The following is a 15,514-nucleotide window of genomic DNA, read 5'->3' as shown; positions in this document are numbered from 1 at the left end:
TCCAAAAAATACCTCTTCGCGAAATGTCCTGCAGTAAGATCGATCCCGCGCTCCATCAGGCGAAAAAGCCTGACTGGATCAAGGTGCGCCTGCCCACGAACCCCGTGTTCTTTTCCACCAAGGCGCTGATCTCCGATCTGCGGCTGCACACCGTGTGCGAAGAGGCGCAATGCCCGAACCGCTGGGAATGCTGGAGCGCCGGCACGGCGACGTTCATGATTGCCGGCGAGCGCTGCACGCGCGCGTGCGGCTTTTGCGCGGTGACCACGGCCAAGCCCTTCGCGCTCGAGGTCGATGAACCGGAGCGGGTGGCCGAGGCGGTGAAGCGGATGAAGCTCAAGCACGTGGTGGTGACGGCGGTGGCGCGCGATGACCTGAAGGATGGCGGCGCCGAGCATTTTGCGCGGACGATCGAAGCGATTCGCGCGGCCCAGCCGGACATGGCCATCGAAGTGTTGACGCCCGATTTCCATGCGAAGGAGGAATGCCTGCGCATGGTCGCGGACGCGAAGCCGCACATTTTCAATCACAACGTGGAGACCGTGGAACGGCTCACCCCGTTGGTCCGCTCGCGCGCGAAGTATCGCGTGTCGCTGCAGGTTCTGCGGCGCATGAAAGACATCGCGCCGGAGATCGTCACCAAGAGCGGCATCATGCTCGGCCTCGGCGAGACGGAGCCGGAGATTTTCCAGACGATGGACGACCTGCGCGAGGCCGGTGTGCAGGTGCTGACCATGGGACAGTATTTGCGGCCGACCCCGCAACATTTGCCAGTGGTGGAATACGTCCACCCCGACACCTTCAAGCTCTACAAGGAGATCGCCGAGAAAAAGGGTTTCGAGCACGTGGCCTCCGGGCCGCTCGTCCGCAGCTCGTATCACGCCGCGGATTTCAATCCGCTGAAGCGGTAGCAGGAAAAGGCAGAACATCCAACGCCCAACGCCCAACATCGAACATCCAATGGCGCCGCTGCGGAGCTTCAGCTCATTGATGCCGGTTCTTCGGAGGAGGGCTCGATGACGGTTGGTCGAGGACGGCAGTTGCTGGTGGCCGCGGTCTTTTTTGGGGCCTTTGCTTTCAGCCCGTGGGTTCGGGCGCAGCCGATTGGGCCGATGTATCGCTGGCCGACGCGGGACGGGCATTTCTTTGAAGCGGCATTTTTGCGGCTGCAGGGCAACGCGGTCGTGTTCGCCAAGGATGGCTGGGAGTTCACGGTGCCGATTTCCACGCTCTCTCCGAAGAGCCTCGAGCTGGCGCGACGGCAGGCCGTGCGGGTGCCGGCTGCCATTCCGGCTATCCCGGCCGTTCCCGCCACGCCGCTCGCTCCCATTGCTTCGTTTTCCTGCAATTCCTCGATCCTCGAATTCTGCCGGGAGAATCTCGGCAGGCAAATCGGCAGCGGACAGTGCGCCATGCTTGCCCAGAACGCACTCCGGAGCGCCGGCGCCGCACCGCGAGGCCCGGACTCGCCAGGGGAAGGGGATTACGTGTGGGGAGAATTGGTGGCGACGATCAAGGCGGGTTTTTATGGCGCCTCGGGCGTCAAGGATCTGGCTTACGTGCAGCCGGGAGACATCATCCAATTTCACGACGTCCGCTTCTCCGGCTACCTGCACGGGGATTTCGGCGTCTATCACATGGAAGCCAAACATCACACCGCGGTCCTCGAGAGTGTGGATGCGGCGCACAATACCATCACGGTCCTGCACCAGAACTGGAACGGCCAGAAAATCATCCGGCGGCAGACATTGTATCTCGGAGGGATGAATCGGGGCTGGTTGCGGTTTTACCGACCGTCCGCGGCCCCGCAGCCGGGTGGGTTCCCTCCGTATTATATTCGCCGGGGATAGAGCTTACCGCTACATTTCGGGCTTCCCCGAACGCCGCCGCATCCCTAGCTTCGCCGCTTCTTGTGATCGACCGCACCAACGTCGCTGCTCTCATTCCCTGTTATTTCGAAGCCAAACGCATCCGCGAGGTCGCGGCGCGCGTGAAACAGCAACTCGACCAGGTCCTGGTGGTCGATGACGGCTCGACCGATGGCACGGAAGCCGAGGCCCGCGCGGCCGGGGTGGAAGTGATCCGCCACAGTGTGAATCAAGGCAAAGGCGCGGCCATCAAGACCGGCTTCCGCGCGTTGGCCGAGCGCCCGGGGATCGAATACGCGCTCGTCCTCGATGGCGATGGCCAGCACGCTCCCGACGAGATTCCGCGGTTTCTCACCGCGGCGAACGAGACCCAGGCGCCGATGCTGGTGGGCAATCGCATGAGCGACACCCGAACGATGCCCTTTGTCCGCAAGGTAACGAACCGTTTCATGTCCTCGCAGATCAGCAAAGTCTGCGGGCAATGCGTGCCGGACACGCAGTGCGGCTTCCGCATGATCCACCGCGACCTGCTCCAGGCGATGGTCGAGATCGCCACCACGAAATTCGACTACGAGACCGAGCAATTGGTCGTGGCCTCCCGCCGCGGCTGCCAGATCGCTGCCGTGCCGATCAGCACCATCTACGGCGACGAGAAGAGCAAGATCCACCCGCTCCGTGACTCGGTGCGCTTTTACGAGATGATGCAGCGCTTCAAGCGCGAGGCGCGGAAGTAAGGGGGCACGTAGAGCATCTTCTGGAAGACGCTTTCGAGTCGGAACTGGAAGGGAAGCGCTCTGTCGCTTCCGCGTCGACTCGTTCCCCCAGCACCGACGGAGGCTCGTCCAAGGACCTGCCGCCACTTGTCCCGGACGCCGCCGCCTCGGCGGTGCTCTCCCAACACCGCTAATGAGAGCGGTCGCCTCATTCCAGCCGGCCTATGGCTTTGCCGTCGGAGCAGGGGAGGCGGTCTGAATAGTGGTCGGCGTGGTGGTGGGGGCCACGGACTCACTGGCAAACTCGTTGCGCAAGTGGCTGACGAGCTCGTGGACCAGCGGCTTGCGCTTTTCGTTCATTTCCTTGCGCAATTGCTCCTCGATCGTGCGGCGGCCTTCGGTGTAGCGCTTGGCAAACATTTCCCGGCGCTCGCCCTCGAGCTGGAGACCGCTTTCCTGGATGGCGGCATTGATCTCCTGCTCCATGAATTTCTTCCGCACTTCCTCGCGGTCGCGCAGGGCCTTCTTTTCCTCCGGCGAAAGGTTCATCCACCGGATCATGTTTTCCTGAAATTTCTTCCGCTGCTCCGGGGTCAGCGCCTCGAGGGCCTTACGGACGTTTTCGTAGGCGGGGCCGTTGGGGCCTACCTCATTGGGGTGACCTCCTGGAATCCATGTGACCGGTTTGCCTTCTTTCTTGGGAGTCGCAGGGGTAGGGGTAGCGGTCTGGGCAAGCGCCGTCCCGGCGATCGCCATCAAGGCGAACGCCGCCAGGACACCGCGCCTCACTTGTCGAGCCATACCGAGGTTTCCTCTGAAGCCAGCAACTCGTCGAGATGGTTGATCACTTGATAATCCGGACTGGTGGACACTTGTTGCGCGAGAACCATCACAGGGTCCACCTGAGCCGTCTTTTGGGACAGAGTGGCTTGGGGGCGATGAAGCGCGACACCCGAAGCGACGATGAGCACACAGGCACTCGCCGCGAGCGAAACCCACCGCCAATTGAACCAGGCAAGCAGGCTCGGTCTCTCCTGTTTTTCCTCGCGAACGGCGCGAAGGACATTGCGGGAGAAGAACGGGGACACAGAAGGCGCTTTGGCTTGGCCCAGAAGGCGCCACAGGTCATCTTGCTCGTCGGTATTCATGGCTAAGGGTGAAAACCCTCCCGAAAAGGAAAGTTGCACTTTTTATGTAACGCCGCCGCCCAGTCCGCCAGTCTAAAGGAGATTCAGGGGAAATTATTTTCGGATTTCCGAGGTAAAGGGGGGAATCGCGGGCATCCAGCCTGCAGAGCGGTTGGGAATGTCTCCCCAAACGAATCTCCGAGTTCCGAAAGCCTTCCAGCGCTCGGATTTCAGGTGCCGCTGTAGAGAGCGCAGACGTAGGGCGGCGATCTTCGCCGCCAGACGTGGGCGAATGGCTCCGGAAGTGGACGGCCGCCTTCGATAGTGTGTCGCCCTGCAAACATTCTCCATCCTGAGAAAAAAACGCGAACGGACGCGAATCGGAAACATCCATCTTCCTCCTCTATTCGCGTTCATTGGCGCCCATTCGCGGGTCCTTTTTCTTTTCAGATATGGTGGATGCTTTTGTCTCTTCTCTAAGGCGTTCTGCGTTCTCCGAAGTGCTAACCATGAAAATGTCCGCACGACGCGTAGAATTTTTGGCCCGCGAATCACGCAAATAACACGAATGAGGGCAGATCATTCGCGTCATTCGGGTGATTCGCGGGTCACTTTCCCTTCCCTGTCTTTTCGCATGTTCGTGGCTCCCCTTTTGGTTGCGGCTTTGCCGCGCTGCGCCCTTTGCGTTTAAATAATCGACGTTCGGTTACAATGGGTTGCGCGTAATGATTTACGCTACATTATTTGGCCATATTGAACTCGACTGTTTTCGATTCGCCCATGGTTGAAAACACCGCGAGCGCTCCCGCGCCGCCGCGGACGCATCTTCGCGCCGTCTTGCTGGCGATGGTACTCCTCGTCCTTCTGGGCGCGGTGGCGGGCGTCTTCACGTCGCGGTTGGAAAAGCGGGAAATTCACGTGGTGGCCCTGGAGAGCTCGGTGCTGAAGGATCTGAGTACCGCGTGGCAGCGGGCGGCGATGGCGCAACCGGATATCCTGCCCTTTTACGGCAGCTCGGAATTGACGCGGAATTTCGGCAACGAGCCGCAGCGTTTTTTTGCCAGCTACCCGACGGGATTTGGTGTGTCGCCGGTGGGACGGGCGGGCTGCACGTCGCTGACCCTGGCGGAAAAGATCGCCGCAGCCTCCAGCGGCACGGTGCCCCAGCGCAAGGTGGCGATCAGCCTTTCGCCGAGTTGGTTTTTCAGCCCGCAGACGCATGCCCGCTGGTATGCCGGCAACTTTTCCGCTGCCCAGGCCAGTGCGCTCATTTTTCATCCGCGCCTGAGCCTGGAACTGAAACGGGACTTCGCCCGGCGGATGCTCGATTACCCGGATACCTTGGAGCAGGCTCCGTTGCTCTCTTTTGCGGTGCATCGACTGGCTGGCTCGGGGCAGTGGGATGCGATGCTGTATCGGGTGGTTACGCCCCTGGCGCGGATGCAAAGCGGGGTCGCCGATCTGGGGGATCACTTCGCTTTTGCCTGGCACATCCTGCACGATCACGAGCGGCCGCATGCGGTGCGCACCCCGATGCGGCTGGATTGGGAGACGATCCTCCTCGCCGGCGGCGGCGAGATCCAGCATGACCCCAGGTTTCATAAGGAACGCACGCAGCAGATCTTTTTTGGCAACCGCCGGTTTGCGCAGGTGCTCAACGGGTCACGGGAATGGGGGGATCTCGAACTGCTGTTGCGGGCGTCGCGTGAGCTCCATCTCGATCCGCTGCTGCTCAGCATTCCGATCGATTACCGCTATTACCAAAGCATCGGCGTCGCGCGGGAGAATCTCGACCGCTACCGCGAGCGTCTCCACGAGATCGCGTCGCGCCATGACGTGGCTTTGATCGATTTCGCCGAGCACGTGGAGGATCCCGTTTTCTTTGCCGATCACAATGATCACCTCAGCGCGCGCGGCTGGCTGTATGTGGATCGCGCGCTGGATTTCTATTTCCATGCGGCGAAGCACCAGCGGTATTTTGCGCCGGTTGGAGCGGGGGAGGATCACGAGTATCCGTGATTCGAAATCTTTAATCCTTAATCGTTGTTCCTTAATCGTTAATCCCGGCCGGAGAGATTAACGATTAAAGATTAAAAATTAAGAAAGGGGAACGTGGCTCGCCCATCGCCAGCCTTCCGCCATTCCCCTCATCCTCCTCGGCGGGAGCGCGTCCCTTCGATGAGGGGCGCCGCGCGGCAGCGAATCAATCGTGCTCGATCTCGTTTGGTAATTCGTCGGTGTCGTCCGGTTCCGCGGGGAAATGTTGCGCGAGGAGGGCGCCGACTTTGCGCACGGCGTGTTGCACCGCCTCGGTGAAATGATCGCTGCGCAGATGCGTGCCGATTTCCATGACGGTTTCTTCCCAGAAGGCGTCACCGCATTTCTCGTGAATGCCGCTGTCTCCCACGACGGCGAATTTTTGCACGAGGGGTGCGAAATAGATGAGCACGGCATTGCGGTGACGCGTGCGGGTCATGCCCATCTTTTCGAAACGCTCGCGGGCGCGGACGAGGGCGTCGTCTGGCTTTTTTCGCGAGATGAAAATCCGGATTTCGCCGGAGGTGGTTTTTTCCGCTTCGGTGATCTCGGCGACGATCTTGGAGTCGTCGAGACGGCTGATGAATTCGCGCGTTTTCATGGCGTGTTTACCAACTGCCGCTGGCGCCGCCTCCTCCGGAACTGCCGCCACCGCCACTAAAGCCACCACCATCTCCACCGCTGAAGCCTCCGCCTCCGCCACCGCCCCAACCACCGCCACCCCAGCCGCCGCCGCCCCAGCCCCCACGGTCCCAGTAGCTTCCGCGGCTGGAATAGACGGTACCGCCCCGCAAGCCCTGGATGAACTTGATCACGAGGATGATGAGGATGATGGCGACGAGGATCGTCGGGATGTGGGACGGGGTGGCGGGCTCGCTGTGGATGTGACCGTTGCCTTTGTACTCGCCCCGCGTCGCTTTGATCATTGCATCGATGCCCGCGCTCAAGCCGCCGTCGAAATCGCGGTTTTTGAAGCGCGGCACGATTTCGTTTTCGATGATCTGCTTGCAGAGAATATCCGGCAGCGCGCCCTCCAGGCCGTAGCCGGTCTGGATGCGCATCTGGCGATCCTGCACGAAGACAAAGAGCACCGCGCCGTTATTCAGCTTGGCCTGGCCGACTTTCCACGACTGGAAGATGCGCTGGCAGTAGTCCGCGATGGACGACTCCGTGTTCATCTTCGGAAACACCGCGACGACGATTTGATTCGAGCTCTCGCGCTCGAATTGCCGCAACCGGTCGTTGAGCTGAGTCGCGGTGCTCCGCGAAACTGCGTTCGCGTAGTCGTTGAAGTAATTGGCCGGCTTGGGCGGGAGCGTTTCCGCACGTGCCGCGAAGAGCAGCACCAGCCAAAGGAGCGGGATGAGAAAGGCCGTCCGCACGCGAGATTATTTCGCGGGGGCGGGCGTGGCGTTGCCGAAGTTGAAATTGACCGGCGGCGGGACGTCGGAGCCTTCACGCGCGGTAAAGTAGGGCTTCGGCTGGAAGCCAAAGGCGCCGGCGTAGAGGCGTGCGGGCATGGAATTCACCGCGGTGTTGTAGGAGACCACGGCGTCATTGAAATTGCGGCGCTCGACGGCGATGCGATTTTCGGTGCCTTCGAGCTGCACCTGCAAGTCGCGGAAGGCCGCGGTGGCCTTGAGATCGGGGTAGCGCTCGGAGACGGCGAGCAGGCGCGAGAGCGCGGAGGACAGGCCATCCTGCAATTTCTGGAAGCGTTTGAGCGCCTCGGGATCGTTGGGCGCGGAATTCGGATCGAGCTCGATCTTGGTCACTTGCTGGCGGGCCTGGGTGACTTCGGTGAGGGTGGACTTCTCGAAGTTGGCCGCGCCTTCCACGGTCTTCACGAGATTCGGGATGAGATCGGCGCGACGCTGATAGACGTTCTGCACATCCGCCCAGGTCTTGTCGGTCTGCTGCTTGAGCGTGTTGAGGTGATTGTAGCTGCTGCAGCCGCCGGCGAGGACGACGAACGCGATGATGGCCAGGATGCCAAGGGCAAGGAGGACGGATTTCATAAAGGCAACGGTATGAAATCGTAGTTTCTACGAAATACAACTTCCGGCTCGCGAGACGATACGTTTGCGCGGAACAATGCGGTGTTCCACGACTATGCGTTTTCTTCATTCTTTCGCTCGATTTTCCGCCGTTTTGACTCTCGCGTTGTCCCTGCCGGTCAACAACAGGGCGGCAGAATCGGTGGCGGTGACGGCGACGATCGATGTCGCTCATCCACAGAGCGCCATTCCGAAATCTTTCGCCGGTTTTTCCCGGGAATGGCGGCGCTTTCCTTCGCCCGATGGCGGCCCGGCGGGGGCGGTGCATCCGACCTATCTTCGCTTGCTCGAGAATCTCGCGGCCTTCAATGACGAAGGGCTGAGCTTCCGCGTCGGTGGGAATAGTGCCGATGGCATGGGCACGGTGCCGGAGGACGATCGCTGGCGGCAGATTGGGGAGGTCTTCAAGGCGACGCGCACGCCGATCATCATCAATATCAATCTCGCCAAGGAGAACGCGGAACTCGACAAGGATCTCATCCGTGCCGCGCAACGCCTGCTTCCGCCGGGTGCCATCGCGACCTTCGAACTCGGCAATGAGCCCGATGGCTGGAAGGGGCGTTATCGTCCGGAAGATTACACCTACGAGCAGTATCTCGAGGCGTATCATAAGGTGGCTGAGCAACTCGTGCCGTCGCTCACGCCGGGACTCGCTGGGCCGGCCTGGGCTCACAGCGCGCCGCCCGAGGTGCTCATGCAATTTCTGGCGAAGGAGCGGCCTTTCATCAACTTGCTCACGGTCCACTCGTACCGGTTCGATCCGAAGAGCCATCCCGAGGTGAAAAAGCTGCTCGATGAAGGACCGACGGCGGGCTTTGCCAAAAGTCTCGCGCCGGGCATCAAGGTTGCGCACGACGCGGGTCTGAAGCTGCGCCTCGGCGAAGCGGGCAGTGCGTGGAGTGGGGGAATCGCCGGCTTCAGCGATACCTACGCGTGCTCGCTGTGGACGATCGATTTTCTTTTCGAACTCGCGCACGCGGGCCTCGATGGCGTGAATTTCCACGGGGGCGGTGTGTCGCATTACACGGCGATCAAGGAGGACGTCGACAAGGCCAGCGGCAAGGCGATCATCTCGGCGAGTGCGCCGTACTATGGGATGCTCGTTTTCTCCGAGGCCGTGGCCCATGAGGCGCGCTTCGTGCCGGTGCAGACCGCGGGTCCGGCGACGCGGGTGAAGTTTTGGGCAACGGTGGATCGCACGGGCACGGTGCGCGTGGTGGTGATCAACAAGGATTTCACCGCTCCCGCGGACGTAGAGATCCGTCTGTCCGGGAAACAAACGGGCGCGACTTTGAAGCGATTGGAAGCGCCCTCCCTCGACGCGACCACCGGCCTCACCTACGCGGGGCAGACCTTCGATGGAACCGCTGATGGCAATCCCGTCGGCGCGCTCAAACAGGAAGCGCTGGCGGAACAGGATGGCGTGCTCCGCTTTCACCTCGACCCTGCCAGTGCTGCGCTGCTGACGGTGCCGGCCGTTCCCTGAAGCGGTAGTACGCAAAAAGGGCGAAGCACCGTGCTGGCACTTCGCCCTTTTTGAGAATGGATTTAAACGGCTGTCGGCTTACTTCTGGTCGCCGGTCGGACGACGTCCGCCGCCTTCTTTCTGCGCCTTTTCACGGGCTTCCTGCAGCTTCTTGAGGATGGGCTCGACCGAGGGATCGGCGGCAATTTCCGCGGCGTTCATCGCCTCACGGTATTCCTTCATCGAGGCTTCCATCTTTTCGCGGGCCTCCTTCACTTTGGCGTCCTGCCCCGCCTTTTCCACGGCCGCCTTGAGCTTGTCTTTTTCTTCCTGCGACAGGCTGTCAAAGCCCGGGCCGCGCATGCCGAAGCCGGCGCCGCCGCGGCGTCCGCCCTGCTGCTGGGCGTCCTGGCCGTGGAGGGAGAGAATGCCGCCCAGCGAGAGGGCCAGGCAGGTGGCGAGAGTGAGAGTTTTGGAATGAGTTTTCATATGGAGAAACGGAGAAAAACCACGACCCGCGAGAAGTTGTAAAATTTTATCGTGCTATTGATCGTCGATTTGGCGGCCTACGGCTCAGCGATGGGGAATCCGCTGTAATGCACGCTCCAATTCCACAGCGGATAAGGCTGGCCGGCGCGGTGCCCGTAAGCGGGATCGGCGAACTGATAGATCGCCTTCTCCGGATCGGAATCGCGCAAGTTCCCGTAGAGAAAAGGGCGGAGCGCGGTCAGCGTCTGGCCTACGGCGAAGTCCGTGTTGTTGCGGCGTTCGCGATTTTCGAAAGCGAGCACGGTGTGGCCGTTTTCTTCGTAAACCGAGCGTGCCGGCGCCTGGGCGTAAGTGTTGCCGGAAAGCAGGTTGGCGATGTTGAAGACCCCTTCGTCGAGCAGGGGTCTGGCGTGATCCGGGAACGGGCCATCGAGCACGAGTTCGGTCATCGATTGGCCATTGGCTGCTGTGCGGGTGCGAGTCGAAACCACCGTCCCAATTTTGCCGGCGTAGGCGAGGCCGTAGGAGAGTGTGTAACTCGCGCCTGGCTTGAGCGGTGATGCCAACCGGATGCGCAATTGATTTGGCGCGGTGATTTCCACGGCGGTAATCGGTGGAGCACCGGCGGCGCCGCCGCGAATCTGGAATCCATCCAGCGAGGAGAACCCTTTGGTCAGTTCGCTCTGCTCGCGCGGCAGGAAGGTTTCATCGAGTACGAGCGGCGGACGCGGGACGGTAAACTCCACGACGACGCTGTCGCGCGCCGTTTCGATCCATGCCTTGCGCGGACGCAACGGCTGCCACTTTTCGCCCTCCTGCAACACGCGGCGCACGACCTTGGCCAACTGTTCGCCAAACCAGCGCTGGCCATCCGCGGAAAGATGGATCGCGGCTCCATAAGTGCCGTCGCGCCGGCTGTTGATCGCGCTCGGCACCATGTAGTGCGGGCCGACCATGACGATCTGCGGATCGGCATCAGCGGCCATGAGCTGTGCTTCGCCGGCGGGGCCGAGGGTCTGGTAGGTGAAGAGCGGAATCTCGCCGGTTTGCCCGGTGATGGCGCGCAGGTCGTCCGACCATTCTTTCCGATAGGCGATGAGCCGGTCGCGATACCACTCCTGCCCCGCGGGCCGCGGCAATTCGTCTTTCCAACGACTCGGCACGATGCCGCCATGCAGTCCGCCATTGGCTTCGCCTTGCATCCAAACCAGCGCGCCGATGCGGAAAGCGTGGCCCTGCGATTTTGCCTCGGCCACGGCGCGGCGCGCATCGTCGAGGCTCGTCTTATAGTAACCACCACCGTTGCGTTTGAAGACCGGTTCGCGCGGATCGGTTGTTTCATCCGCGCTGGAAAGTTCGGCGATGGTCATCCCGCCCTGACCCGCATAGGCGGCGAGAAAATGCGGCGGGCCGCTCTTCACCACATCGGGCAGCGTCGCCTTCAAATGATCGGCCAGTCCATTGGCAATCGTCTCGCCGAGCGCGCCATTGACCGCCGCGGTCAGCGGCACGAAGGCAAATTGATCCGCCGGTCGCAACTCGGGCTGCGCAGCGTGGTCGCGCTGGGACCACGTCCGCACGCCGCGGCGGAAGGCATAGTTGCCCCAGCCGGAATCCGTGGTGCTGACAATCGGCAGCGACTCCGCGCCTTCGCAGAGCGATTGCCCCATCAGCCAGAGGCCGACGATCGGTGTCTTGAATGGCGCGTCTGGCCGCGCACTCTGCCCGCGAGTGAGGGATGCGGAGGCCAGGAGCCCAACCGCGATGAGGAGAGAAAGGGGGTTTTTCATTCCGGGGTGGCGAATGGAACAGGTGTTCGCGGATTGTGCGAGTGACATCACACGAGAGAATCGCTATGGCTGGGTTTCTCTTATGGACCCGAATTCGCCCAATCAACCGTCTGGATGCCGCAAGCACGGTTGCCTCATTGCCATCCTCACGTTGGTGGTGCTGATCGTGGTGGCTGGCGCAGCGGCCTATTACACGATTTTCCACACCGCGATGCCGTTCCGGTTGGTGGCGAACATGATGCAGAAGGCGAACCCGAGCATGCGCATCGAGGGCATCGATGGGAACCTCTCGACGGGGGTGAGCGTGGCTTCCATTAAGTGGGGCGATGCGCCGGGAAGTCCTTCCGAAATCACCGGTCTGCGTATTCGCTACAACGGCTACGAGGACGCGGGCAAAACGCACCGGCTGGTCATCAACGACGTCGGCGTGAATCGCGCGCACATCGACATTGCGGACCTGCCTTCCAATAACGGCGTCACGACTTCGCAGAGCACGACGGTCGTGAATTCCAATGGTACGACTACGACGACCACAACGACGTCTTCCGGTTCCTCCGCGAATGCCCCGAATCCTTTTACCGCCATGGCCAATGCCAATAATGGCTCGGGTTTCCCGCAAGGTCTCGACAGCGTGGAAGTCCGCAATGTGTCGATCCTGGACGTGCTCATCACGAATCGCAACGTGCCGGAGTTCCGCGTTTCCATTCCGAAGATCGAGTGGACGGGATTCAAGGCCACGCCGGATAGCTTTGAGCCCGGTGTGCTGACGATCGAGAGCGACCGTCTTGCCGTCGCGACGAATCCGGGCCGCACCGTGACGGTCGAGGGCCAGAGCACTGCTTTTCAAAAATCGATCATCGGCATGGTTCAGCCCGCGTTGCACCCAGCGATCAAGCAGTCGATTAGCTTCAGCGCGGACGTTTCCTTTGTGCCGAAGGGCGGCGCCTTGCGGCCATATCACTTCGTGGCGGCGGACGGGAAGCTGGAGATCAACGAGGCCCTCGATGGTAGCGGTGCGGTCCATGCGCGGCAGCTCGACCTCGCCGGCTTGATCGATCCGCGAAAGCTTTTCGGCGATCAAACGGCCGACCTGCCCAGCGATCTCGTGCTCAATGCGGTCGTGGCCAAAGGCTTCGAAGAAGGCAACGGGACGATGAAGATCGTCGACGGCAGCTTCCGCTTGGGGACAACCACATTTGAAGTCCAGCCTCTCGAATTCTCCAAAGCGGCCCTGGCGCAGATCAACCTGAAAGCGGTGGCGAAGACCGATGCGGGAAACATCACCTGGTCGCTTCCGCTCGCCAAATTTGGGAGTGAGTATCATCCAAGTCTGGCTGCGCAGGGGATGTCGCCGGGCGATGTGCTCGCGCATCTCTTTGCCGGGAAGGCGTACGCTGAACTCAGCGCGGATGAGAAGAAGACGATCGACGCGCGCATCCCGGTGTATTTCTCGCCGACGGAGAAGTAGCGGGCATCTACTTTGCCTTGCCTTTCCCGGGCGACTCGGCGATTTCGCGCGGATGGCTTTTCATGATTTTATCCGCGATTCCGAAGGGTGGCAGACCCGGCAGAACGAAACGCTCTTTGCCAATCCGTATCTCTCCGTCCATCGCGTGACGACGACTTCGCCCACGCGGTCCGAGCCGTTTACCTGGACGGTGGTGCATCGCAAAGGGGCCGTGGTGGTGGCGCCGATGACCGCAGAGGGAAACCTGCTGCTCATTCGCCAGGAGCGGGTGCCGATCCGCGCGCAGATTTGGGAATTTCCCGCGGGCCAGATCGATGACCAGGCGGAAGCCGACGCGATTCGTGCGACCGGTCTGCGCGAATTGCAGGAAGAGAGCGGCTACGAGCTGGCCGCCGGAGGGGAGATCGTTTCGCTCGGCCACTTTTTCCCAAGCGCCGGGTTCACCGATGAGCACAGCCACTTGTTGCTCGCGCGCCCCGTGGTGCCGAGCCCGCGTGGGCACCAGCATGACGAACACGAAGCGATTCTCGGCTGCCGCGCTTTCTCCCCGACGGAGTTTCGCGCCATGATCGCCAGCGGAGAAATCCGCGATGCGAACACACTCGCGGCTTTTGCCCGGCTGGTCGCGATGGGGCTGATGTGACGGCGAAAAACGGAGGTAGCCACAAAAAGGCACAAAGGGCACAAAAGGATTTCGTTCGAAACTCTTCTCCGCTCCTCCGCGTTTTCTACGAAACTCAAAGTCGGCCAGGGCATGCTTTTTTTGCGCCTTTTGTGCCTTTTTGTGGCCATCCCCCTTTCTTCCTCGGACCCGCAATTTCGGGATTGAGGTCTGATTCCGAACCATCTCTCTTGGCCGGATGCACTTCCTCGCCCCTCGAACCTTCCTCACCGCCGCGCTCGTCGTTTGCGGAGCTGCTTCCGCTTTCGCTGCCGACGCGAAAGACCTCTTCGCTCCGGACCTTTCCAACGCCACGAATGCCGAGCATTGGAAATGGGACAACGGCGAGCTGGTCGCGAAGGATCACGAGACTCTCTGGACGAAGGACTCGTATTCGAACTTCATTCTCGATCTCGATTTCAGGTCGCGAAGGAATCCAACAGCGGCGTCTTCCTGCGCTCCGGCAATATCAAGGACACGCTCGCCGCGCCGGAGATCCAGGTGCACGAAAACACCGACGGCAGCAAGTATGGCATGGTCGCCGCCATCTACGATGCGATGCCGCCGAAAAAGGATATGAACAAGCCGGCGGGTGAGTGGAACCACTACACCATCACATGCAAAGGCAGCGTCATCATCGTCGTCTTCAACGGCGAGGAAGTGATCCACGCCGACCTCAACGACTGGACGGAAAAGGGCAAAAATCCTGACGGCACGCCGAACAAGTTCAAGGTCGCGCTAAAGGATTGGTCTCACACCGGCCCGATTGGTCTGCAAGGCCTGCACGGCAAGGCGCAGGCGCCGGTGTGGTATAAGAACCTAAAGATTCAGGTGCTCGAGTAAGCGAATCACTCCTTCGGCCAGTCGCGCCAGAGCCAGCGCAGCGTGTCGGGGAAGAGGGACGCGCCCTGTTTACCGGAGTGGGCGCCGTCGCCGAGTTCGAATTTGTAATCGTAGCCGGCGAATTTCAGCGCCGCGGCCATGTCCTGGCTGGAGAGCGGCCAGTTGCCGTGCAGATTATCGAGGTCGTTCGAGCCATCCTCCAAATAGACGCGGATCGGTTTCGGCGCGGTTTTCGATTGGCGGATGAGCGCCGGGTAAACGAAACCGCCCCGGATATTGGTGAAGCTGCCGATCCAACTCACGACCTTGTGAAAGTAATCCGGCTTTTCCCACGCGGCGGTGAAGGCCGCGATGCCGCCGCTGCTGATACCCGCCACGGCGTGGCCGTTCGGATCGGTGGTGATGTTGAGCCCCTTGGTCGCTTCCGGCAGGAGTTCCTCGAGGACGAAGCGAACATTCGTGTCGCCGGTCGAGTCATACTCGTAGCTGCGGTTGCTGCGATCCTTGGCCGGCGGCGCGCTGGCCTTGACGGTGCCCGGGTTGACGAAGACGCCGATCGTCACCGGCATTTCCTTTTTGGCGATGAGATTGTCGAAGACCACGGTCGCGCGCGTGCCGCCATCGGGCTTTTCGTAACCGCCGCCATCGAAGAAGACCATGAGACAGGCCGGTTTCTTGCCGTCGTATTGCTTCGGCACATAGACCCAGTAGTCGTGGGTCGTGCCGGGGAAAACCTTGCTGTCGGCGAGCACCGCCTTTTTCACCTCGCCGTGCGGGACATCCTGCGGCTGGGAATCCGGGCCGAGCTGGTAGTCATTGGCGGCGAGAACCGGCGCAGCGAAAAGGCAGGTGAGGGCGAAGGGGAGGAGACGCATGGGAGTTTTGTGGCTGGGTGAGAAGCGGGACGCAAATGCAAACCCGCGAGCGGGCGGATTTACAGGAGAATTCCTGGGGCGTTGTAGCCGGGCTCAGTGAGACCCGCAGAGTTCAGTGTAT

Annotated in this window: 16 protein-coding genes; 8 read left to right on the top strand and 8 right to left on the bottom strand. The window is 61.3% G+C overall.

All coding sequences use genetic code 11. The features are described from left to right. Positions 1-23 precede the first annotated feature (23 nt). From lipA to CFE428DRAFT_RS37680, 3 genes are all read left to right on the top strand, one after another. On the top strand, positions 24-911 hold the full coding sequence (gene lipA / locus CFE428DRAFT_RS22950) for a lipoyl synthase (protein ID WP_006982051.1): 888 nt from the start codon (positions 24-26) through the stop codon (positions 909-911). Between the two features lie 105 nt (positions 912-1,016). Continuing rightward, on the top strand, positions 1,017-1,850 hold the full coding sequence (locus CFE428DRAFT_RS37685) for a CHAP domain-containing protein (RefSeq protein WP_006982050.1): 834 nt from the start codon (positions 1,017-1,019) through the stop codon (positions 1,848-1,850). A 62-nt stretch (positions 1,851-1,912) separates the two neighbouring features. Beyond that, positions 1,913-2,602 (top strand): glycosyltransferase family 2 protein, encoded by a 690-nt coding sequence (locus tag CFE428DRAFT_RS37680; protein WP_006982049.1) that lies wholly within the window; start codon positions 1,913-1,915, stop codon positions 2,600-2,602. 201 nt (positions 2,603-2,803) lie between these two features. Here the strand turns inward: CFE428DRAFT_RS37680 and CFE428DRAFT_RS22935 are convergent, their stop codons facing one another. Both CFE428DRAFT_RS22935 and CFE428DRAFT_RS22930 read right to left on the bottom strand, forming a co-directional pair. Next, entirely contained in the window at positions 2,804-3,382 is a 579-nt protein-coding gene (locus CFE428DRAFT_RS22935; protein ID WP_042725601.1) for a DUF3106 domain-containing protein, read from the bottom strand. Further along, on the bottom strand, positions 3,367-3,729 hold the full coding sequence (locus CFE428DRAFT_RS22930) for a hypothetical protein (RefSeq protein ID WP_006982047.1): 363 nt from the start codon (positions 3,727-3,729) through the stop codon (positions 3,367-3,369). Before CFE428DRAFT_RS22930 ends, CFE428DRAFT_RS22935 begins: the two co-directional genes overlap by 16 nt. Before the next feature lie 759 nt (positions 3,730-4,488). Here CFE428DRAFT_RS22930 and CFE428DRAFT_RS22925 point away from each other — a divergent pair. After that, positions 4,489-5,727, top strand: coding sequence for a D-alanyl-lipoteichoic acid biosynthesis protein DltD (locus CFE428DRAFT_RS22925; protein ID WP_006982046.1), 1,239 nt, complete (start codon positions 4,489-4,491; stop codon positions 5,725-5,727). A gap of 184 nt (positions 5,728-5,911) precedes the next feature. Here the strand turns inward: CFE428DRAFT_RS22925 and CFE428DRAFT_RS22920 are convergent, their stop codons facing one another. The 3 genes from CFE428DRAFT_RS22920 to CFE428DRAFT_RS22910 are packed head-to-tail and all read right to left on the bottom strand — an operon-like array spanning position 5,912 to position 7,763. After that, positions 5,912-6,346 (bottom strand): TPM domain-containing protein, encoded by a 435-nt coding sequence (locus CFE428DRAFT_RS22920; RefSeq protein ID WP_006982045.1) that lies wholly within the window; start codon positions 6,344-6,346, stop codon positions 5,912-5,914. Between the two features lie 7 nt (positions 6,347-6,353). Continuing rightward, positions 6,354-7,127: a TPM domain-containing protein gene (locus CFE428DRAFT_RS22915; RefSeq protein ID WP_006982044.1), complete on the bottom strand. Its 774-nt coding sequence runs from the start codon at positions 7,125-7,127 to the stop codon at positions 6,354-6,356. A gap of 6 nt (positions 7,128-7,133) precedes the next feature. Then, positions 7,134-7,763, bottom strand: coding sequence for a LemA family protein (locus CFE428DRAFT_RS22910; protein WP_006982043.1), 630 nt, complete (start codon positions 7,761-7,763; stop codon positions 7,134-7,136). Between the two features lie 133 nt (positions 7,764-7,896). Here CFE428DRAFT_RS22910 and CFE428DRAFT_RS22905 point away from each other — a divergent pair, with 133 nt between their 5' ends. Beyond that, positions 7,897-9,288 (top strand): glycosyl hydrolase family 79 C-terminal domain-containing protein, encoded by a 1,392-nt coding sequence (locus tag CFE428DRAFT_RS22905; RefSeq protein ID WP_157447606.1) that lies wholly within the window; start codon positions 7,897-7,899, stop codon positions 9,286-9,288. Positions 9,289-9,366: 78 nt separating this feature from the next. On the opposite strand, the gene CFE428DRAFT_RS22900 is transcribed toward CFE428DRAFT_RS22905, so the two are convergent. Both CFE428DRAFT_RS22900 and CFE428DRAFT_RS22895 read right to left on the bottom strand, forming a co-directional pair. Next, positions 9,367-9,756, bottom strand: coding sequence for a periplasmic heavy metal sensor (locus CFE428DRAFT_RS22900; protein ID WP_006982041.1), 390 nt, complete (start codon positions 9,754-9,756; stop codon positions 9,367-9,369). 77 nt (positions 9,757-9,833) lie between these two features. Next, positions 9,834-11,546, bottom strand: coding sequence for a sialate O-acetylesterase family protein (locus tag CFE428DRAFT_RS22895; protein ID WP_006982040.1), 1,713 nt, complete (start codon positions 11,544-11,546; stop codon positions 9,834-9,836). Between the two features lie 82 nt (positions 11,547-11,628). Here CFE428DRAFT_RS22895 and CFE428DRAFT_RS37675 point away from each other — a divergent pair, with 82 nt between their 5' ends. From CFE428DRAFT_RS37675 to CFE428DRAFT_RS22880, 3 genes are all read left to right on the top strand, one after another. Continuing rightward, positions 11,629-13,014, top strand: coding sequence for a hypothetical protein (locus CFE428DRAFT_RS37675; RefSeq protein ID WP_157447605.1), 1,386 nt, complete (start codon positions 11,629-11,631; stop codon positions 13,012-13,014). 52 nt (positions 13,015-13,066) lie between these two features. Further along, the gene (locus tag CFE428DRAFT_RS34290; RefSeq protein ID WP_006982038.1) at positions 13,067-13,657 is read left to right on the top strand and encodes an NUDIX hydrolase; all 591 of its coding nucleotides are present in this window, start codon (positions 13,067-13,069) and stop codon (positions 13,655-13,657) included. Positions 13,658-14,008: 351 nt separating this feature from the next. Next, positions 14,009-14,518 carry a 3-keto-disaccharide hydrolase gene (locus CFE428DRAFT_RS22880; RefSeq protein WP_006982037.1) on the top strand — a complete coding sequence of 170 codons (510 nt, stop codon included), beginning with the start codon at positions 14,009-14,011 and terminating at the stop codon, positions 14,516-14,518. Between the two features lie 5 nt (positions 14,519-14,523). On the opposite strand, the gene CFE428DRAFT_RS22875 is transcribed toward CFE428DRAFT_RS22880, so the two are convergent. Further along, positions 14,524-15,393, bottom strand: a complete 870-nt coding sequence (locus CFE428DRAFT_RS22875; protein ID WP_006982036.1) for an alpha/beta hydrolase — start codon at positions 15,391-15,393, stop codon at positions 14,524-14,526. Positions 15,394-15,514: the final 121 nt, after the last annotated feature.

It is taken from the genome of Chthoniobacter flavus Ellin428 (assembly GCF_000173075.1).
Classification (GTDB): domain Bacteria; phylum Verrucomicrobiota; class Verrucomicrobiia; order Chthoniobacterales; family Chthoniobacteraceae; genus Chthoniobacter; species Chthoniobacter flavus.
The sequence above is the reverse complement of the archived record's forward strand: the minus strand, read 5'-3'. Positions and strand labels throughout refer to the sequence as shown.

Excerpts from the sequence above, each read along its gene's own strand:
- CFE428DRAFT_RS22930 (WP_006982047.1), bottom strand. The coding sequence starts at position 3,729 with ATGAATACCGACGAGCAAGATGACCTGTGGCGCCTTCTGGGCCAAGCC.
- CFE428DRAFT_RS37685 (WP_006982050.1), top strand. The coding sequence starts at position 1,017 with ATGACGGTTGGTCGAGGACGGCAGTTGCTGGTGGCCGCGGTCTTTTTT.
- CFE428DRAFT_RS22910 (WP_006982043.1), bottom strand. The coding sequence starts at position 7,763 with ATGAAATCCGTCCTCCTTGCCCTTGGCATCCTGGCCATCATCGCGTTC.
- CFE428DRAFT_RS22895 (WP_006982040.1), bottom strand. The coding sequence starts at position 11,546 with ATGAAAAACCCCCTTTCTCTCCTCATCGCGGTTGGGCTCCTGGCCTCC.
- CFE428DRAFT_RS22875 (WP_006982036.1), bottom strand. The coding sequence starts at position 15,393 with ATGCGTCTCCTCCCCTTCGCCCTCACCTGCCTTTTCGCTGCGCCGGTT.
- CFE428DRAFT_RS22925 (WP_006982046.1), top strand. The coding sequence starts at position 4,489 with ATGGTTGAAAACACCGCGAGCGCTCCCGCGCCGCCGCGGACGCATCTT.
- CFE428DRAFT_RS22920 (WP_006982045.1), bottom strand. The coding sequence starts at position 6,346 with ATGAAAACGCGCGAATTCATCAGCCGTCTCGACGACTCCAAGATCGTC.
- CFE428DRAFT_RS37675 (WP_157447605.1), top strand. The coding sequence starts at position 11,629 with ATGGACCCGAATTCGCCCAATCAACCGTCTGGATGCCGCAAGCACGGT.
- CFE428DRAFT_RS22880 (WP_006982037.1), top strand. The coding sequence starts at position 14,009 with ATGGGACAACGGCGAGCTGGTCGCGAAGGATCACGAGACTCTCTGGAC.
- CFE428DRAFT_RS22935 (WP_042725601.1), bottom strand. The coding sequence starts at position 3,382 with ATGGCTCGACAAGTGAGGCGCGGTGTCCTGGCGGCGTTCGCCTTGATG.
- lipA (WP_006982051.1), top strand. The coding sequence starts at position 24 with ATGTCCTGCAGTAAGATCGATCCCGCGCTCCATCAGGCGAAAAAGCCT.
- CFE428DRAFT_RS22900 (WP_006982041.1), bottom strand. The coding sequence starts at position 9,756 with ATGAAAACTCATTCCAAAACTCTCACTCTCGCCACCTGCCTGGCCCTC.
- CFE428DRAFT_RS34290 (WP_006982038.1), top strand. The coding sequence starts at position 13,067 with ATGGCTTTTCATGATTTTATCCGCGATTCCGAAGGGTGGCAGACCCGG.